General features: G+C 70.4%; 19 protein-coding genes and 1 tRNA gene. 8 read left to right on the top strand and 12 right to left on the bottom strand.

The features are described from left to right. Window positions 1-74 precede the first annotated feature (74 nt). On the bottom strand, window positions 75-545 hold the full coding sequence (locus tag OG494_RS37920; RefSeq protein ID WP_328447033.1) for a MarR family winged helix-turn-helix transcriptional regulator: 471 nt from the start codon (window positions 543-545) through the stop codon (window positions 75-77). 73 nt (window positions 546-618) lie between these two features. On the opposite strand from OG494_RS37920, the gene OG494_RS37915 reads away from it, so the two are divergent. Beyond that, window positions 619-1,812, top strand: a complete 1,194-nt coding sequence (locus OG494_RS37915; protein WP_328447031.1) for an FAD-dependent oxidoreductase — start codon at window positions 619-621, stop codon at window positions 1,810-1,812. On the opposite strand, the gene dcd is transcribed toward OG494_RS37915, so the two are convergent. Both dcd and OG494_RS37905 read right to left on the bottom strand, forming a co-directional pair. Then, entirely contained in the window at window positions 1,809-2,390 is a 582-nt protein-coding gene (gene dcd / locus OG494_RS37910) for a dCTP deaminase (RefSeq protein WP_328447029.1), read from the bottom strand. The genes OG494_RS37915 and dcd overlap by 4 nt on opposite strands. 85 nt (window positions 2,391-2,475) lie before the next feature. Then, the gene (locus tag OG494_RS37905; protein WP_328447027.1) at window positions 2,476-3,675 is read right to left on the bottom strand and encodes an oxygenase MpaB family protein; all 1,200 of its coding nucleotides are present in this window, start codon (window positions 3,673-3,675) and stop codon (window positions 2,476-2,478) included. A 115-nt stretch (window positions 3,676-3,790) separates the two neighbouring features. Between OG494_RS37905 and OG494_RS37900 the strand changes: the two genes are divergently transcribed. Continuing rightward, a tRNA-Gly gene (locus tag OG494_RS37900) sits at window positions 3,791-3,861 on the top strand. 65 nt (window positions 3,862-3,926) lie between these two features. Here the strand turns inward: OG494_RS37900 and OG494_RS37895 are convergent. From OG494_RS37895 to OG494_RS37885, 3 genes are all read right to left on the bottom strand, one after another. After that, window positions 3,927-5,114, bottom strand: a complete 1,188-nt coding sequence (locus tag OG494_RS37895; RefSeq protein ID WP_328447025.1) for an RNA polymerase sigma factor — start codon at window positions 5,112-5,114, stop codon at window positions 3,927-3,929. Beyond that, complete coding sequence (locus OG494_RS37890; protein WP_328447023.1) at window positions 5,111-5,461, bottom strand: YciI family protein; 351 nt, start codon at window positions 5,459-5,461, stop codon at window positions 5,111-5,113. Before OG494_RS37890 ends, OG494_RS37895 begins: the two co-directional genes overlap by 4 nt. 98 nt (window positions 5,462-5,559) lie before the next feature. Continuing rightward, window positions 5,560-6,210, bottom strand: coding sequence for a hypothetical protein (locus OG494_RS37885; protein WP_328447022.1), 651 nt, complete (start codon window positions 6,208-6,210; stop codon window positions 5,560-5,562). An 88-nt stretch (window positions 6,211-6,298) separates the two neighbouring features. On the opposite strand from OG494_RS37885, the gene OG494_RS37880 reads away from it, so the two are divergent. Together OG494_RS37880 and OG494_RS37875 are read left to right on the top strand one after the other, a co-directional pair. After that, complete coding sequence (locus OG494_RS37880) at window positions 6,299-6,676, top strand: nitroreductase family deazaflavin-dependent oxidoreductase (RefSeq protein WP_328447020.1); 378 nt, start codon at window positions 6,299-6,301, stop codon at window positions 6,674-6,676. 8 nt (window positions 6,677-6,684) lie between these two features. Continuing rightward, complete coding sequence (locus OG494_RS37875; protein ID WP_328447018.1) at window positions 6,685-7,212, top strand: GNAT family N-acetyltransferase; 528 nt, start codon at window positions 6,685-6,687, stop codon at window positions 7,210-7,212. Here OG494_RS37875 and OG494_RS37870 read toward each other — a convergent pair. The 5 genes from OG494_RS37870 to OG494_RS37850 all read right to left on the bottom strand — a co-directional run bounded on the left by OG494_RS37870 (window position 7,202) and on the right by OG494_RS37850 (window position 11,658). Further along, on the bottom strand, window positions 7,202-7,528 hold the full coding sequence (locus OG494_RS37870) for an MmcQ/YjbR family DNA-binding protein (RefSeq protein ID WP_328447016.1): 327 nt from the start codon (window positions 7,526-7,528) through the stop codon (window positions 7,202-7,204). The genes OG494_RS37875 and OG494_RS37870 overlap by 11 nt on opposite strands. A gap of 49 nt (window positions 7,529-7,577) precedes the next feature. Then, window positions 7,578-9,272 (bottom strand): bifunctional metallophosphatase/5'-nucleotidase, encoded by a 1,695-nt coding sequence (locus OG494_RS37865; RefSeq protein WP_328447014.1) that lies wholly within the window; start codon window positions 9,270-9,272, stop codon window positions 7,578-7,580. Window positions 9,273-9,386: 114 nt separating this feature from the next. Further along, window positions 9,387-10,166, bottom strand: coding sequence for an alpha/beta fold hydrolase (locus OG494_RS37860; protein WP_328447013.1), 780 nt, complete (start codon window positions 10,164-10,166; stop codon window positions 9,387-9,389). Between the two features lie 51 nt (window positions 10,167-10,217). Beyond that, window positions 10,218-11,297 (bottom strand): Gfo/Idh/MocA family protein, encoded by a 1,080-nt coding sequence (locus OG494_RS37855; protein ID WP_328447011.1) that lies wholly within the window; start codon window positions 11,295-11,297, stop codon window positions 10,218-10,220. 49 nt (window positions 11,298-11,346) lie between these two features. Beyond that, a complete protein-coding gene (locus OG494_RS37850; protein WP_328447009.1) occupies window positions 11,347-11,658 on the bottom strand; it encodes a GNAT family N-acetyltransferase in 312 nt (103 codons plus the stop codon). Window positions 11,659-11,683: 25 nt separating this feature from the next. Between OG494_RS37850 and OG494_RS37845 the strand changes: the two genes are divergently transcribed. Together OG494_RS37845 and OG494_RS37840 are read left to right on the top strand one after the other, a co-directional pair. Further along, on the top strand, window positions 11,684-11,836 hold the full coding sequence (locus OG494_RS37845; protein WP_328447007.1) for a hypothetical protein: 153 nt from the start codon (window positions 11,684-11,686) through the stop codon (window positions 11,834-11,836). Between the two features lie 104 nt (window positions 11,837-11,940). Beyond that, complete coding sequence (locus OG494_RS37840; protein WP_328447005.1) at window positions 11,941-12,585, top strand: VanZ family protein; 645 nt, start codon at window positions 11,941-11,943, stop codon at window positions 12,583-12,585. Window positions 12,586-12,768: 183 nt separating this feature from the next. Here the strand turns inward: OG494_RS37840 and OG494_RS37835 are convergent, their stop codons facing one another. Next, window positions 12,769-13,422 carry a class I SAM-dependent methyltransferase gene (locus OG494_RS37835; protein ID WP_328447003.1) on the bottom strand — a complete coding sequence of 218 codons (654 nt, stop codon included), beginning with the start codon at window positions 13,420-13,422 and terminating at the stop codon, window positions 12,769-12,771. Window positions 13,423-13,724: 302 nt separating this feature from the next. Here OG494_RS37835 and mug point away from each other — a divergent pair, with 302 nt between their 5' ends. After that, window positions 13,725-14,276: a G/U mismatch-specific DNA glycosylase gene (gene mug / locus OG494_RS37830; protein ID WP_328447001.1), complete on the top strand. Its 552-nt coding sequence runs from the start codon at window positions 13,725-13,727 to the stop codon at window positions 14,274-14,276. A gap of 393 nt (window positions 14,277-14,669) precedes the next feature. Continuing rightward, window positions 14,670-15,455: a response regulator transcription factor gene (locus OG494_RS37825; protein ID WP_328446999.1), complete on the top strand. Its 786-nt coding sequence runs from the start codon at window positions 14,670-14,672 to the stop codon at window positions 15,453-15,455. Window positions 15,456-15,467 lie beyond the last annotated feature (12 nt).

Genomic DNA, 15,467 nt, shown 5'->3' with positions numbered 1-15,467 from the left:
GCACTCCCGGGGGCCGAGGCGACTTTCGGAGCCTGGCACGCTCCCGTCTTTCCCGCCCTTTTTGACCCCGGTGATCACCCGCCCGGGGAATCCGTCAGCTTCACCGTCGACTCGTGGGTGATGGCCGCGGCCGCCGCGACGAACCCGATCACCGTCCGGAGCTCGTCGTCGGAATAGCCCTCGCAGAGTTCGAGCACCTTGGCGATCAGGTGGTCCCAGAGGTGCACGCTGCGCTCGATCGCGCCCGGGTCGAGTGCGATGAGGACCTTGCGCCGGTCGTCCGGGTGCGGCTCGCGGCTGACGAACCCCTTGCGCTCGAGCCGGTCGATCAACGCCGTCACGGACGCGGGCGCGAGGCCGGACAGCCGCGCCAGCTCCTTCGGCATCTGCGGGCCGAGCCGGGCGAGGTAGTCCAGCACCTTGTTCTCGACCGGCGACAGGCCGCGCGTCTCGGCGATCGCGGTGTGGAACATGACCGTCTCCGTCGACAGCTCCCGCGCCCCGAGCAGGACCTCTTCGACCAGCTTCGCTCGCTCGCTTGACACGGCGATCAGCGTAGCCCACTCTTTAGTTCGACAGAACGAATTAGTTTCTAAGAGTTTCGAGAGGACGAAGTACATGACACGGGCACTGATCATCGGGGGCGGGATCGCGGGGACGATCACGGCCATCGCGCTGCACGAAGCCGGCCACGAACCGCTGCTGTTCGAGGCGTACGACCGCGGCGCCGAGGGCGTCGGCGCGTTCCTGACGCTGGCCGTCAACGGCCTCGACGCGCTGCTGCCCCTCGGCCTGAAAGACGTGGTCAAGAGCGCCGGCTTCGACTCGCCGCGGATGTCGATCGGCCTGGGCGACGGCACGCGGCTGGCCGAGTTCCCGCTCGGCGGCACACTGCCGGACGGCACCGTGAGCCAGACCGTGCTGCGCTCGGACCTGTACGTCGCCCTGCGCGACGAAGCCGCGAGGCGCGGGATCCACGCCGAATACGGCAAGCGCCTGATCGGCGCGCACCAGACGTCTGCGCAGGTCAAAGCCGAGTTCTCGAACGGCTCGCACGCCGAGGGCGACCTGCTGATCGGCGCCGACGGCCTGCGCTCCCGGGTCCGCACGATCATCGACCCGGACGCGCCGTCGCCGCGGTACGTGCCGCTGCTCAACACCGGCGGGTTCGCCGAAGGCCTGACCCTGCCGGACGAGCCGGGCGTGCTGAACATGGTCTTCGGCCGGCGCCTGTTCTTCTGCCACGTCGTCAGCCCGGACGGGCGTGTCTGGTGGTTCGCGAACCCGGCCCGCAAGACCGAGCCGACCGGCTCCGAGCTGGCCGCGCTCGCCGGCGAGAAACTACGGACGGAGCTGCTGGACCTGGTGGCCCGCGACCGGACACCGGCCGCCGAGATCATCCGCGCGACCCGCGACGTCTACCCGGCGTGGCCGACATACGACTTCCCGACCGTCCCGACCTGGCACCGCGGCCGCATGGTGATCATCGGCGACGCGGCCCACGCGACGTCACCGGCGGCGGGCCAGGGCGCGTCGATGGCCATCGAAGACGCCGTCACGCTGGGAAAATGCCTGCGCGACGTGCCGGACGTCGAGCAGGCGCTGGCCACCTACGAGGGCCTGCGGCGCGAGCGTGTCGAAGCGGTCGTCGCCCGCGGCAAGCGCAACGGCGACGACAAGGTGATCGGCCCGGTCGGCCGGGTGATCCGCGACTTCTTCATCAAACGCGCGTTCGCGAAGCCGCAGACCGAGGACCCGAACGCCTTCATGTGGAACCACCACATCGACTGGAACGAGAAGGTCGCGGCTTAGCGCCAGGTGTCGACGCGGTGGAAGTTCTTGTACGCCCGGCTCGGCGTCGGGCCGCGCTGGCCCTGGTAGCGGGAGCCGGCCTCGCTGGAGCCGTACGGGTGCTCGGCCGAGCTGGACAGCCGGAAGATGCACAGCTGGCCGATCTTCATGCCCGGCCAGAGCGTGATCGGCAGGTTCGCGACGTTCGACAGCTCGAGCGTGATGTGCCCGGAGAAGCCGGGGTCGATGAAGCCCGCCGTCGAGTGGGTGAGCAGCCCGAGCCGGCCGAGCGACGACTTGCCTTCGAGGCGGCCGGCGAGGTCGTCGGCCAGGGTGACGAGCTCGAACGTCGAGCCGAGCACGAACTCGCCCGGGTGCAGCACGAAGGGCTCGTCGCCCTCCTTCTCGACCATGGAGGTCAGCTCGTCCTGCTGCAGCTGCGGGTCGATGTGGGTGTACTTGCTGTTGTTGAAGACGCGGAAGAACCGGTCGAGCCGGACGTCGACGCTGGACGGCTGGACCATGCCGGGATCGAAGGGGTCGATGCCGAGCCGGCCGGCGTCGAGCTCTTTGCGGAGGTCACGGTCACTGAGCAGCACGCCGGGAAGCCTATCCGGTGGGCTGGGATATCCGGGGCTCCGCCCCGAGCCGGGGGCTCCGCCACCCGGACCCCCCGAAAGCCGGTTAGGCCGCCCGCATGTGCTGCGCGTAGGTCGTGTCAGGTCCGAAGATCTTCTCCAGTCGCCTCACGTACCCGCGTCGGCCGGCCTCCCCGATCCGTTCCTGCAGGGCGGTGGCCCCGGGAATGAACCGCCGCACCGTCTCGGCGGCGAAGTTGACCCCGGCCGCGGTGACGATCACGGCCTGCGCGACGGGGTCGTTCGGCAGCTCGAGGAAGTCGGCGTTGGTCTTCCCGAGCACGAGCCGCGAGATCGAGGAGTGCACGGCGACGGAGACGTGCGAGAGCACCTTCCCGACGGCGCCGCGCCCTTCCCCGACGGCGGCGTTGGCCTCGACCAGCGCCTTCGCGAGCCGCTTGGAGTCGTCGTCCGGGATGAACTCGGTGGCCGCGAGCAGCCAGAGCAGCCGCCACGCGTCCTCTTCGTCACTGGGCAGCAGTTCGTCGTCGACGCCCATCAGCCAGCCGATGTAGCGCCAGAGGTGCAGGATGTCGCTGCGCTCGCGGGCGGAGTACCGGAGGCCGAGCAGCTGCGTCCCGAAGACGTAGACGAGCGAGAAAAGCAGGAGGGTGCCGGCGGTCTGCACCTGGTTGACGGGCTTGTCCCAGGCGGCGTAGTCCCAGTCCTCCCGCCGGTTCATGGCGGCGCGCACGTGGGCGTGCACCACCCGGATCCGCAACGCGGAGACGTACCCTTTGGCGCCGTGCTTCAGCGCGCCGGGCGTGGTGACGTCGATCCACCAGGCCGCGGTCTCGACGAGCCGCCGAGTGGCCTGGTACTCGATCTCCCCGGTCCCGACCAGCGACTTCGTCGCGCGCGAGGCGAGGTAACCGCCCATGAGCGACATGTCCCCGAGCGGGAAGAGCCCGAGCAAGCCGGCCCGCGTGATGGCCTTCGCACCGCGCTCGAGCCGCTCGTCATCAACCCAGTAGGGCTTGGCCTCGACGTCGGCGAAGAAGTCCCTCAAGGGTCCGGGCGCATCGACCGCAACCCCGTCACGGAGGGCGGCTTCGAACGCTTCACGCCCCTGCCCCTTCGGCTGCCGCGCCATCCAGGCGACCACGTCATCGGCCAGCCGGTCCTCGACCTGCGCGAACTCCCGCAACCGGGCGACCTGCCGTTCGTCGCCCCGGATGTCACCCTCGATGAACAGCCGCGACGCGAGCCGGAACCCGCCCTGCCGGAACAGCTCGGGATCGTCCATATCGCCTCCGATGTCGACAACAAGTGTTGTCACTTGACGCGCCGACGTCAAGGAGGTCGAGCGAGGAGGGGTCTGGACAGGAGGATCACCACGCCGTGTATGCTGGCCACGCACTGCGGATGTAGTTCAATGGTAGAACATCAGCTTCCCAAGCTGAATACGCGGGTTCGATTCCCGTCATCCGCTCTCAGCCGAAAGCCCCGGATTTCACATCCGGGGCTTTTCGCTTTCCCGGCCCCGAATTCCGGCGTCTACTGTGGACCGATCCGCGCCCGCAGGTGGGCCGCGTGGGCGGCCGGAAGTCCGGCCTCCACCGCGAGGGACAAGGCCTCGGACGCCGCCGGGGAACCCAAGCGGTGCAACAACTCCGCCCGCGACGCGTGCCACCACGGGTAGTCCGCCAAGCCCGGCAATCCGTCCACCAGCGCCAAAGCCGCCGCCGGACCGTCCCGTTCCGCCACCGCCGCCGCGCGGTTCAGGCGGACCACCGGCGTGTCCTGGACCGACAACAGGACGTCGTACCAGGAGATCACCGCGTCCCAGTTCGTCTCCGCGTACGTGGGCGCGAGGTCGTGACAAGCCGCGATCGCCGCCTGGATCACGTACGGGTCCGGCACCGACGGCGTCCGGCGCAGGCCTGCGCCCACCAGCGACACGCCTTCCTTGATCAGCGACGGGTCCCAGAGCGAGCGGTCCTGCGACGACAGCAACACCGGCACACCCGCGGAGACGCGGGCCGCGCGGCGGGCGTCTTGCAGCAGTACCAACGCCAGCAGGCCCAGCGCCGTCGGCTCGTCCGGCATCAGCTCGGCCAGCAAACGGGCGAGGCGCACGCCTTCGGTGGCCAACGAAAGACGGCCCGTGTAGCCCTCGTTGAAGATCAAGTAGACCGTCGACGCCACGCCGGCCAACCGTGTGGGCAGCTCTTCGCAAGAAGGCACGCGGTAGGGGATCCGCGCCTGAGCGATCTTCTGCTTCGCGCGCGTCAGGCGCTTCGCCAGCGTCGCTTCGGGGAGCAGCAGCGCGCGGGCCACCTCCGCCGTCGACAGGCCGCCCAGCGTCCGGAGCGCCAGCGCCACCGACGCGTCCAGGGACAGCGCCGGGTGGCAGCACGTGAAGACCAGCCTCAGCAGGTCGTCGCGGACCGCGAGGGGGTCGGGGAACGGGTCGACGGGCGGCATCGCGTCGGCCTCCTTCCCGAGGCGCTTCGCTTCGCGGCGGACGACGTCGACCGCGCGCCGGCGGGCCGCGACCAGCAGCCAGCCGCGCGGGTTGGCGGGGACGCCGTCGCGCGGCCACGTCTCGAGGGCGCGCACCACGGCGTCCTGGACCGCGTCTTCGGCCCGGTCGACGCTGCCGGTGACGCGGACCAGCGTGGCCAGTACCCGGGTGCCCTCGTCCCGGACCAGCCTCGCGATCGCGTCACCGGCGAGGGTCACTTGCCGAATTCGACGACCGGCCGGACCTCGATCGCGCCGTCCCAGGCGCCCGGGATCTGCGCCGCGACCTTGACGGCTTCGTCGAGGTCGGCGCACTCGATCAGGTAGAAGCCGGTGAGGGCTTCCTTCGTCTCGGCGTACGGGCCGTCGGTGGTGACGATGTCGCCGCCCTTGCCGCCGGTGACGCGGACGGTCGTCGCGGTCGCGGTCGGGTACAGGGCCGCGCCACCGCGGATGACGGCCTGCGCGGCCGCGCCGAACTCGTCGTAGTCCCGCATCATCCCGGTGGCCTCGGGCTGGGTCGGGTCGACGTCGGAAGCGTAGATGATGGCGGCGTACTTGGGCATGACAGCTCCTCACAGAGGTCGGCCGGCGCCGATCGCCGGCTCTCACTGTAAGGACGAACGGCGCGGACGTCTCCAGGACAACCGCGCCGGACTTTTTCTCAGCCTTCGACGAGCTCCCACTCGGCGTCCGGCGTCGCGCGGTCGTAGACCTGGCCCGGCGCGGCCTTCAGCACGGTCCGGACCTCCGGGTACAGCTTCGCGACGTGCTCCAGCTCGAGGCCCTCGACCTCGAAGTCCTCGGCTTCCGGGACCTCGAAGCCGACGAACAGCCACGTGCCGTCCTGCTCGCGCACGACCTGGCGGACCGCGCGGACCGGGCGCTCCGAGCCGGTCGGCAGCTCCGTGAGGCCGCTGCTGATCTGGGCTTCGTCGTCCGGCGAACCTTCGAACTCCCAGGCCGCGCGGCGCTGGGCGAGCAGCCGGATGTCCTCGTCCTCGTCGTCGGAGCCGGTCACCGAGGAGAGCAGCCACGTGCGGTGGTCCGGGTCCCAGTCGGCGGCCATGCCCGTCGGCAGGTCCGCCAGCGCGGCCAGCTGCGGGAGCAGCTCGAGCGCCTCGCGGACCGACAGCTTGCCGAAGTTCTCGCGGTTGACCTGCACTTCTTCCGACAGCTCGGTGCCGTCGCTGATGAACCAGTCGTCTTCGTCGTCCAGGACGACGAAGCCCAGCGCGTCCGCGTCGGAAACCAGCGCCAGGGCGATGATCACCGGTGCTTCCGGATCCTGGCGCAACGGCCATTCGGTCGACATGCCCCGTATCCCACCATCGGGCGACGACGGACCGGGAGCCGGGGTCGTCCGGTCGCCAAATTCATCACACGTTGATATTATGACCGCCATGGTGCTCCCCAAGGGCCTCGCCCGGTTCAACCGCGTCGCGACCAACCGCGTCAACAAGTACGTCGTCAACTGGGCACCCGGGTTCGGCATGATCGTCCACAAGGGACGGAAGTCGGGCAAGGAGTACCGGACGCCGGTGAACGTCTTCGGCACGGCGGAGGGCTTCGTCGTCGCGCTGACCTACGGGCCGGACGCCGACTGGGTGAAGAACGTGCTGGCCGCGGGCGGCTGCACGGTCGTCACCCAGCGGAAAAACCACTCCGTGCACGGCGCCCGGCTCGTGCATGATGAGTCGCGCCAGGCCATGCCGACCCCCGTGCGGCAGTTCCTCGGCCTGCTGAACGTCCACGACTTCCTGCTGCTCAAGCGGGACTAGGGGGAGAAATGCTCGAGGGGGAGCTCGTCCGGCTGCGCGCGCTGGAGCCGGAGGACGCCGAGAAGATCCACCTGTGGATCCACGACCCCGAGATCGGCCGGTGGATGACCACCAGCCACCCGCGCTCCCTCGCACAGCTGCGCAAGCACGCCGAAGAACGGCCGGTCAACAGCTACGAACTGGTCGTCCTGGGGATCGAGGCCGACGGCAAGCTCATCGGCGTCATCGACCTGCGGGACGCCGAGCCCGAGATCGGCAACGCCGAGCTGGACATCTACATCGGCGACGCCGACTACCGGGGCGGCGGCGGTTACGGCACCGAGGCGCTGCGCCTGATGTGCCGCTACGGCTTCAACGCCATGCGGCTGCACATGATCACGCTCTGGGTGGTCGCCGAGAACGAACGCGCCCGGCACGTCTACCGCAAGGTCGGCTTCTCCGAAGACGGCCGCCACCGCGAGGCGTTCGTGGCGCCCGACGGCGAGCGCCACGACATGATCCTGATGAGCATGCTCAAGGGCGAACTCACCTGGTGAGCCGCTTCGGCGCCTTCAGCCGCCACGCCTCTTCGAGCAGCTCACGCAGCTGATCGACGTCGACCTCGTCCAGGTCGACGATGATCGAGCCGTAGCCGTCGTAGTGCGGTGTCGTGAAGAAGGCCGCGTCGCCGGACTCCAGCAACGCGGCCTTCTCCTCGAGTCCGCACAGCACGACCAAGCCGCCTTCGGCCTCGTCGCGCAGCCGCGCGAACCCCTTGCCCGCCACCTTCAGCGCGGGCGTGCGGTACCAGGTCGCCGCCTCGACCTCGGGCAGTTCCGAGGCCAGGCGGACGACGTCTTCCCAAGTCGTCATGGGTCCATTGTCGAACCCCGTCGGACCCGGCGTCTTGGAAAAACCGGACCTACGGCAGCGGGGTGATCCGGTCCGCCGCGGGCGGGGCCAGGTTCGGGTGGGCGCCCAGGTACGCGGTCAGCGCGTCCAGGTCGACCGGCCCGCCCGCCAGGTTCGTCCCCTTGGTGAACTCGGTGAAGCCGTCACCGCCGGCGGCGAGGAAGTTGTTCACCGACACGCGGAACGTCGCCGCCGGGTCGACCGGCGTGCCGTTCACCGTGATGTTCGAGACCCGCGAGCCCTGCGGCGCGGACGCCGAGTAGCTGTAGTGCAGCGAGCTCGAGATCTGCAGGAACTTCGGGTTCACGCCCGGCGCCCACTGCTGTTCCAGCACGTTCTTCAAGTTCGCGCCGGTGAGCGTGATCGTCTGCATGATGTTCGAGAACGGCTGGACGGTGAACGCCTCGCTGTAGGTCACCACGCCGTCGCCTTCGCCCGCCGGGGACGACGCGTAGGTCAGGTCGGCGCGGATGCCACCCGGGTTGGTCATCGCGATGACCGCGCTGTTCGACTGCGTGCCCGCCAGCTGCGCGTCGGCGATGACGTCGCCGAGTGCCGACTCGCCGGCCGCGTTCCCGGCCGCCTTCAGGTCCGCGGTGATCGTGCCGACCTGCTTGTTCCCGATCGGGGCCGCCTTCGCCGTCGCGTCGGCGACCAGCGCCGCCACGGCCGGGTCCGGGGTGACCGTGCGGGTGACGATCTCGTTGTGGGCCTGCGTCGCCGACCGGACGACGTCGCGCGTCTTCAGGTTGATCTTCAGGTCGACGACCGACAGCAGCCGGCCGAAGGACGCGCCCTGGATGACCGGGCGCGGCTGGCCGGCCGGGTCGTTGATCACGCAGTTGTACTGCTGGTGGCTGTGGCCGGTGAAGATCGCGTCGACCTTCGGGGTCACCGCCTTCGCGATCGCGGTGGCCGGGCCCGGCAGGACCTTGCAGTCGTTCGGGCCCTCGAGCTCGGTGCTGTCACCCTGGTGCAGCAGTACGATCTGGGACTTGACGCCGAGGAAGTCGAGCAGGTTCGCGGTGCGGTTGATCGCCTCGACCTCGTCGCCGAACTTCAGGCCCTTGATCGCCTCCGGCGTGACGACCGAGGGCAGGTCCTTCAGCGTCGCGCCGATGACGCCGATCGGCACGCCACCCTCGAACTTGACGGTGAACGGCAGCAGCGCCGGCAGGCCGTTGGTGAAGTACACATTGGACCCGAGGAACGGGAAACCCGCACCCTTGAACTTCTTGTCGAACTGGCAACCGTCGGTCGGGTGACAGCCGCCGAACTGCATGCGCTGCAGTTCCTTGTAGCCCTCGTCGAACTCGTGGTTGCCGACGACGGACGCGTTGACGCCCAGCATGTTCAGGAAGTCGATGGTCGGCTCGTCGTGGAACAGCGCCGAGGTCAGCGGCGACGCGCCGATGTTGTCACCGGCGGAAACGACGAACGAGTTGCGCACCTGCGACCGCAGCTGCTTCACGTGCGTCGCCAGGTAAGCGGCACCGCCGGCGTCCACAGTGGTCCCGTCGGACTGCGTGACGCGGCCACTGGAGCCGGTCGGCGGCGCCAGGTTCCCGTGCAGGTCGTTGAAAGCGATGATCCGGACGTCGGTGGTCGGGTCCGGGCGCTGGCCCGCGGACGCGGGTGCGGTGGTCACCGCCGTCGTCGCCAGCGCGGCCGCGGCGAGCACCACGAGCCGGGTTGAAAGCCTCATGCGTGTTTCCTCCGATTCGCGCCCAAGGTCCCCAAACGGGCGCACGGCGGAGGATTCTGCCTCGCTGAGGGGTCAGCGACCAGGGTCAAAAGACGGACGTAAAGCGAATGTCACCTAACGGCTTCCTGCGAGCAGGGTCTTCGCGACCAGCTGCGGGTCGTCGCTCATCGGCACGTGCCCGCAGCCGGGCAGCAGTTTGAACGTCCCGTCCGGCGCGACCTTCCGCAGCTCGGCGAGGCGCGGCCGGGCGAGGATCCGGTCCTGCTGGGCCCACGCGATCGTCACCGGGACGCCGGTGACCGGGCCGGTGAAGCGGAAGCTGCCGCGGGACTGGGCCGCGGTCGGCTCGAAGCCCGGCGCGGTCGCGAGCGCGTGCGCGTCCTCGGCGACGATCTCGGGCGAGAGCAGCTGGGGGCGTCCGACGATCATGCCCACCAGCGCCTTCCGCCCGGCCGCCGTCGCGGCGAGCCGGCGCACGACGTTCGGCGGGGTGCGCTGGGCGAGCGCGCGGTGGGCCTTGAGCGTCGCGATCGCGTAGAGCTTCTGCCGCCGGTTCCACAGCCCGGCCGGCGACAGGGCGGTGACGCTGCGGACGAGCCCGGCCTGGCCGAGCGAGAGCGCCAGCAGGCCGCCGAGCGAGTTGCCCGCGACGTGCGGCCGGTCGAGGCCGAGCTCGGTGAAGAGGTCCTTGAACATCACCAGCGCGGGCTCGACGCCGTACCCGCCGGCCGGCTCGGGCGAGTCGCCGAAGCCGGGCAGGTCGACGGCGATGACGTCCCGGTGCGGCGTGAGCAGCGGAAACACCGGGGACCAGGCCTGGCGGCGGTGGCCGATGCCGTGGATCAGCACCAGCGGTTCGCCCCGGCCCGCGCGGTCGTAGACAACGTCGTCCATTACCCGAGAGTAGGTCCGGGCCGGCGGAAAATCTACTACCGCCGGTAACAGTTACTCTGCGTCCGGGTGAACCCGCGTCCCGGTGTCGGCCGATCGCTGGACGGCGTCGAGCACCCGGTGCACGCGCAGCGCGTGCCCGAAGTCCGGCAGGTCGCCCTTGAGGTGCCGGGCGTACGCGTGCGCGACGTTGTACGACGGTTCGGACTCGCGCCCGGCCAGCTGCGGCAGCTCGTACCGCGCGGGCACGGCGAGCCGTTCCAGCGTCCCGGTGCGGCTGCCGCGCAACGTCAGCTTGGAGATCCAGAACAGCGGATCCGCGGCGTCGACGACCAGGGTGCCCTCGGTGCCGTTGATCTCCCAGAGGAAGTCCGTGGCCGGCGACGTGCCGCCGCGCAGGTGCAGCGACACGATCGCGCCGCCGTTCAGCACGCCGGAGACGGCGATCTGGTCGGGCACGGTCATCGGGACGGCGTCGCCGGTGACCTCGTCGCGCACCCGCGGCCGCACGGTCGCCATCGTGGCCGACAGCTCGGCGAACCCGCCGAGCACCATGTGCAGCGTGTCGGCGGTGTGCGCGAACGGGATCGTCAGCAGCGTCGCCCCGCCCTCGGGGTGCAGCTGGTAGTCACGGCCGGCGCGCACGCTCGAGCCCCAGTTCCCGCCGGACGCGATCAGCGACGTCGACAGCACGCGGCCGACGTAACCGTCCTTGATCAGGTCACGCAGGTAACGCAACGCGGGCGCGGAGCGGCCCTGCAGCCCGACAGCCGTCTGACCGTCCTTCGCGGCTTCGGCCAGCTCCCGGGTCTCCGCGAGGCTCACGCCCAGCGGCCACTCGCTCAGCACCTGCTTGCCCGCGGCCAGCGCGGGCTCGATGAGGGCCCGGTGCTCGGGCACCTTCACGGCGACCACGACCAGGTCGACCTCCGGGTGCCGCGCCAGCTCCCCGGCGTCGCCGAAGGTCAGCGGCACGCCGTACTTCTCGCCGGCCACGCGCGCCGACTCGGCGCTGCTCGCGCTCAGCGCGCGAAGCTCGTAGCCCTCCACCGCGGCCAGCGCGGGCACGTGCGCGGTCGCGGCCCAGCCGCCGTTCGCGCTGAGCCCGATGATGCCGACCCGGACCGGTGCCATGAGTGTTCCTTTCGTTTCCCCCACAAGACTTACGTGCCGAGCGTCGCGGTCATTCCCGCGTGAGCGCAAGCCGCATCCGGTGACGACGGCCGTGGCCCGGAACGTCCTCACTGTCCCCGGTGAGCACGAAGCCGAGCCGCTCGTAGACGCGTCTCGCGCGGTCGTTCCCCTCGAAGACGTGCAGGGCGATGGCCTGCGCGCCGGCTTCTCCGGCCGCCGCGCGGACCGCGTCCACGAGCAGCGCGGCCAAGCCGTGACCACGTAGTTGTGGCGCAACCCACATCGAGAAGACCAGCCATTCGGCCGCATCCGGCCAGCCGCAGACGAGCGAGCCGAAGTACTCCGGCGTGTCCGGTAACACCGGCTATCGCGGTCACGATGAGGCGATGAGTTCCGGCAGTGGGGGAAGAATGGGCATCGAGGTCGTACTCGTGGTGCTGGCCGTCGTCGTGCTGATGATCGGCGGCACGGTGTTCAGCGCGTGGCGTGCCGAGCGCACGGAAGAGCGCGAGGACGAGCCGTTGCCCGATCAGCCCTGACCGATCGGCCCGTCCCCGGATCGGCCAAGTGGCCGATGGGCGCGCGCGGCGTCCGGCTGATCGACCGAAGTGGCACCCCGGTCAAGATCCATACCGTCGGTGGCATGACGAACGCACAGGTCACCGCCCTGCAGTACGGACTCATCGGCTTCTTCGCGCTGTGGACCGTGGTGCTGGTGCCGCAGCTGCTCACCCAGCTCGCGCGGCACGGCGGCCTTCGGCTGCGCGGCATCGTCACCACCGCGGCCGTGCTGCTCTACGGGTGCATGACCTTCGCGGTCGTGTTCCTGCCGCTGCCCGGCCCCGGCACCCGCCGGCTGAGCCAGACCGTGCAGCTGCACCCGTTCCAGTGGATCACCGACATCCACACCGAACTGCTGAAGCACGGTGAGCCGCTGTCGCAGTGGTTCATGACGCAGACGTTCCAGCAGGCCTGCATGAACGTCCTGCTGTTCGTCCCGCTCGGGGTGTTCGCCCGGATCCTGTGGCGCCGCGGCCTGATCGGCACGACCCTGATCGGCTTCACGGCGTCGCTGCTCATCGAGCTCACGCAGGTCACCGCGAACTTCGGCACGGCGCCGTACGTCTACCGGATCTTCGACGTCGACGACCTCATGAACAACACGTTCGGCGCCGGCGTCGGCTGGGTGTTCGGGGCGCTCCTGCTGACCCTGCTGCGGGCCGAGCGTTCACCGGTCGACGTGCAGCCGGCCCGGAGCCCGCGGATCCACCTCGCCCAGACGCGCTAACCGGGCCTTGCGCTGCAGCGCGGCGCGCTTCGTGGCACGGCGGTCCTCGAGAACGACCAGGAGAGCGGCCACGGCCAGGACCAGCGCGACCAGTCCGAGGACGAGCGGAAGCTGCACAAAATCCTCCTCGGTACGGCGCTGTGCGGGAGATCACACAGGGTACGCAGGTCAGTGGTGAATTCGCTACCCCCGGCGACGGCCCCGCGCGGCGAACCAGGTCCGCTCCCCGGCGAGCCAGGCGTCGAAGATCAGATCGGCCGAGGTCAGGACGGCGTCGAGGTCGATCCGGCGGCACGTGAACTCGTGGTCCCAGCGCCGGCCCTCGGCCTCGTAGCGGACCGTCGCGGACAGGAGATCACCGTCGCGGACGACGTCGGCCAGCTCCACGGCGACGTCGCCGAGGCGCCCGCCCTGACCGTCTCGCACGGTGTCGAACCATTCCGGCGGGTGCCACTCGACGATCAGCCGCCCGTCGGCCGCGAGATGCCGCCGCGCGGCGGCGAGCAGGGCCAAGCGGTCTTCGTCCCGCGCGGTGTTGATCAGGTGACTGCCGAGCAGGACGGCGTCGAACTCCCGGCCGAGGTCGAGGTCACCGATCCGGGCGCGGACGGTCTCGGCCCGGACGTGCGCGAGCATGGCGGCCGAGTCGTCGACGGCGACCACCTCGTGCCCCAGGGCCTGCAGCGGATGCGTGACCCGGCCGGCTCCGCAGCCGAGCTCGAGGATCGAGGAGCCCGGCGGGAGCGCGGCGTGCACGATCTCGGGTTCGCCGTCCGGCGGAAGCAGGAGGTAGACGTCGACGGCACAGCCGTCCGCGGTGACCTGGCCGGAGTCCATCCCCCGAGCTTGCCCGAACGGCCCGCGCGGCTCCCGTCCGTCCGGCCCCGCGAGGTCCGGCGCCGGAAATCCGCCCCCCAGAACATCCCCCGCCCATCCCTGGGGGCCGGCCCCGCCTCCAGCGTATCGGCGCCCACCGACGAACCCGGGCGGAGCGGGGAAATCCACAGCAGTTGTCCACAACAGCGGGAGCCTGTGGACAACCACCGGGCCGCGACCCACCGAACCGGACGGGTGATCGGCGTCGCCGGCGGGGGGAGTTGTGCCCTGCCGGTCCGAAAGTCGTACCGGAGACTGGACGGGTGAACACCCGACCCACCAAGGACCAGCTGGCCGCCGCGTACGGCACCACCATCCCGGACGTCATCGCGGCCGGCCTCGACGTGCTGTTCTGCGGGATCAACCCCGGCCTCTACTCCGGCGCGCTCCGGCAGCACTTCGCGCGGCCCGGGAACCGGTTCTGGCCGGCGCTGCACGGCGGGGGCTTCACGCCGCGGCGGTTCGGCCCGGCCGAACAGGACGAGCTGCTCGGCCTGAAGCTCGGCATCACGAACGTCGTCGCCAGGGCCACCGCGCGGGCCGACGAGCTCACCGACGACGAGCTGCGCGACGGCGGCGAAGTGCTGGCCGCGAAGGTGCTCGAACACCGGCCGCGGTGGCTGGCGGTCGTCGGGATCACGGCGTACCGGACCGCCTTCGGCTTTCCGAAGGCGCGCGTCGGCCCGCAGGAGCTGCGCATCGGAGGGACACACGTGTGGGTGCTCCCGAATCCGAGCGGCCTGAACGCCCACTGGACGCCCGAGGGGCTGGCGGCGGAGTTCGCCGCGCTGCGGGCCGCGGTCGTGAGTCGCTAGCCCTGCTCGCACCCTGCTGACCAGTCACAACCCGCATCCAACGGCCGCATCGGACGTTAGAGGGGGACGAGCCGGAAGGAAGGGGAGCGACAGCCGGTTCCACGTCCCGCGCCCCGGGCCACCCTCAGTAGCACCCGCCGCCCCATCAGGTCGTTCTGCTCTCGGTCGAGCCGCACTCCTGGAGGGGTTTTCTACCCAGAGTTTGCTGTAACCGGCGGGTTGGGCCATGAGGGGGAATTGGCGTCATGAGCTGCGCACTTGCGACTCGTACCAAGCAGAGGGAGTCACTTTTGGCCGGTCCCGGCAGGGGGGACCGGGTGGTGCCGGATCGCGTGAAACCGAGGGGACACGTCCGGCGTCCCAAGAGCGACAGCGCAGAGACGGAGGCCCACGATGCACGGCATCGAGCCCACCCGCAGGCCCATCGGGCCGGCCGGACCCGGCGGGCGCAGTCTCGGCGTGGCTGTCGTCGACCCGGTCCCGATCTACCGCGACGGCCTCGCCGCGCTGGTCCACCGCAGCCAGGGGCTGCACTGGTCCGGTCAGGCGGCCAGCCACCACGCCGCGTTGCAGCTGTGCGAGCAGGTGAAACCGGACGTCGTCGTGCTCGATTCGGCGCTGGATCCGAACTGCCACCTGACGAAGCTGCTCAACGCCGGCGACCCGGCGCTGATCATCGTCACGCTCATCCGTGACGCGAATCGCACGCAGCAGTACCTGGCGACCGCCATCGCCGCCGGGACGCACGCGATCGTGCCGCGGTCGATCGACTCACGACGGCTCGCCGAAGCGATCCGCCGCGCTCACACCGAACGCCGGTACATCGACCCCGGGCTGGCCGCGCTCACCGCCCGGCCGAAGCGCTCGACCGTGCCGAAGGGGGACCTCGCCCACGACAGCCCACCGGCGCCGCGCGGCGGAATGCCGCTGTCCAGGCGCGAATACCAGGTGTTGCAGCTGGTGGCCGAAGGCCTCGAGAACTCGGCGATCGCGAAGCTGCTGTTCCTGTCCGTCGAGACCGTGCGGACCCACGTGAAGAGCATCCTGCGGAAGCTCTCCGCACGCGACCGGACACACGCCGTGACGATCGCGTTCCGGGGCGGGATACTGATCGCGAGGGCGGAGGACGGCCACACACCGGTGACGGCGGACACAACGGCCGTCCCGGGCCACCGCTGACCCGCGCCAGCC

Source organism: Amycolatopsis sp. NBC_00438 (assembly GCF_036026695.1).
In the GTDB taxonomy this organism is placed as follows: Bacteria; Actinomycetota; Actinomycetes; order Mycobacteriales; family Pseudonocardiaceae; genus Amycolatopsis.
This window is presented reverse-complemented; position numbering and strand designations above follow the sequence as displayed.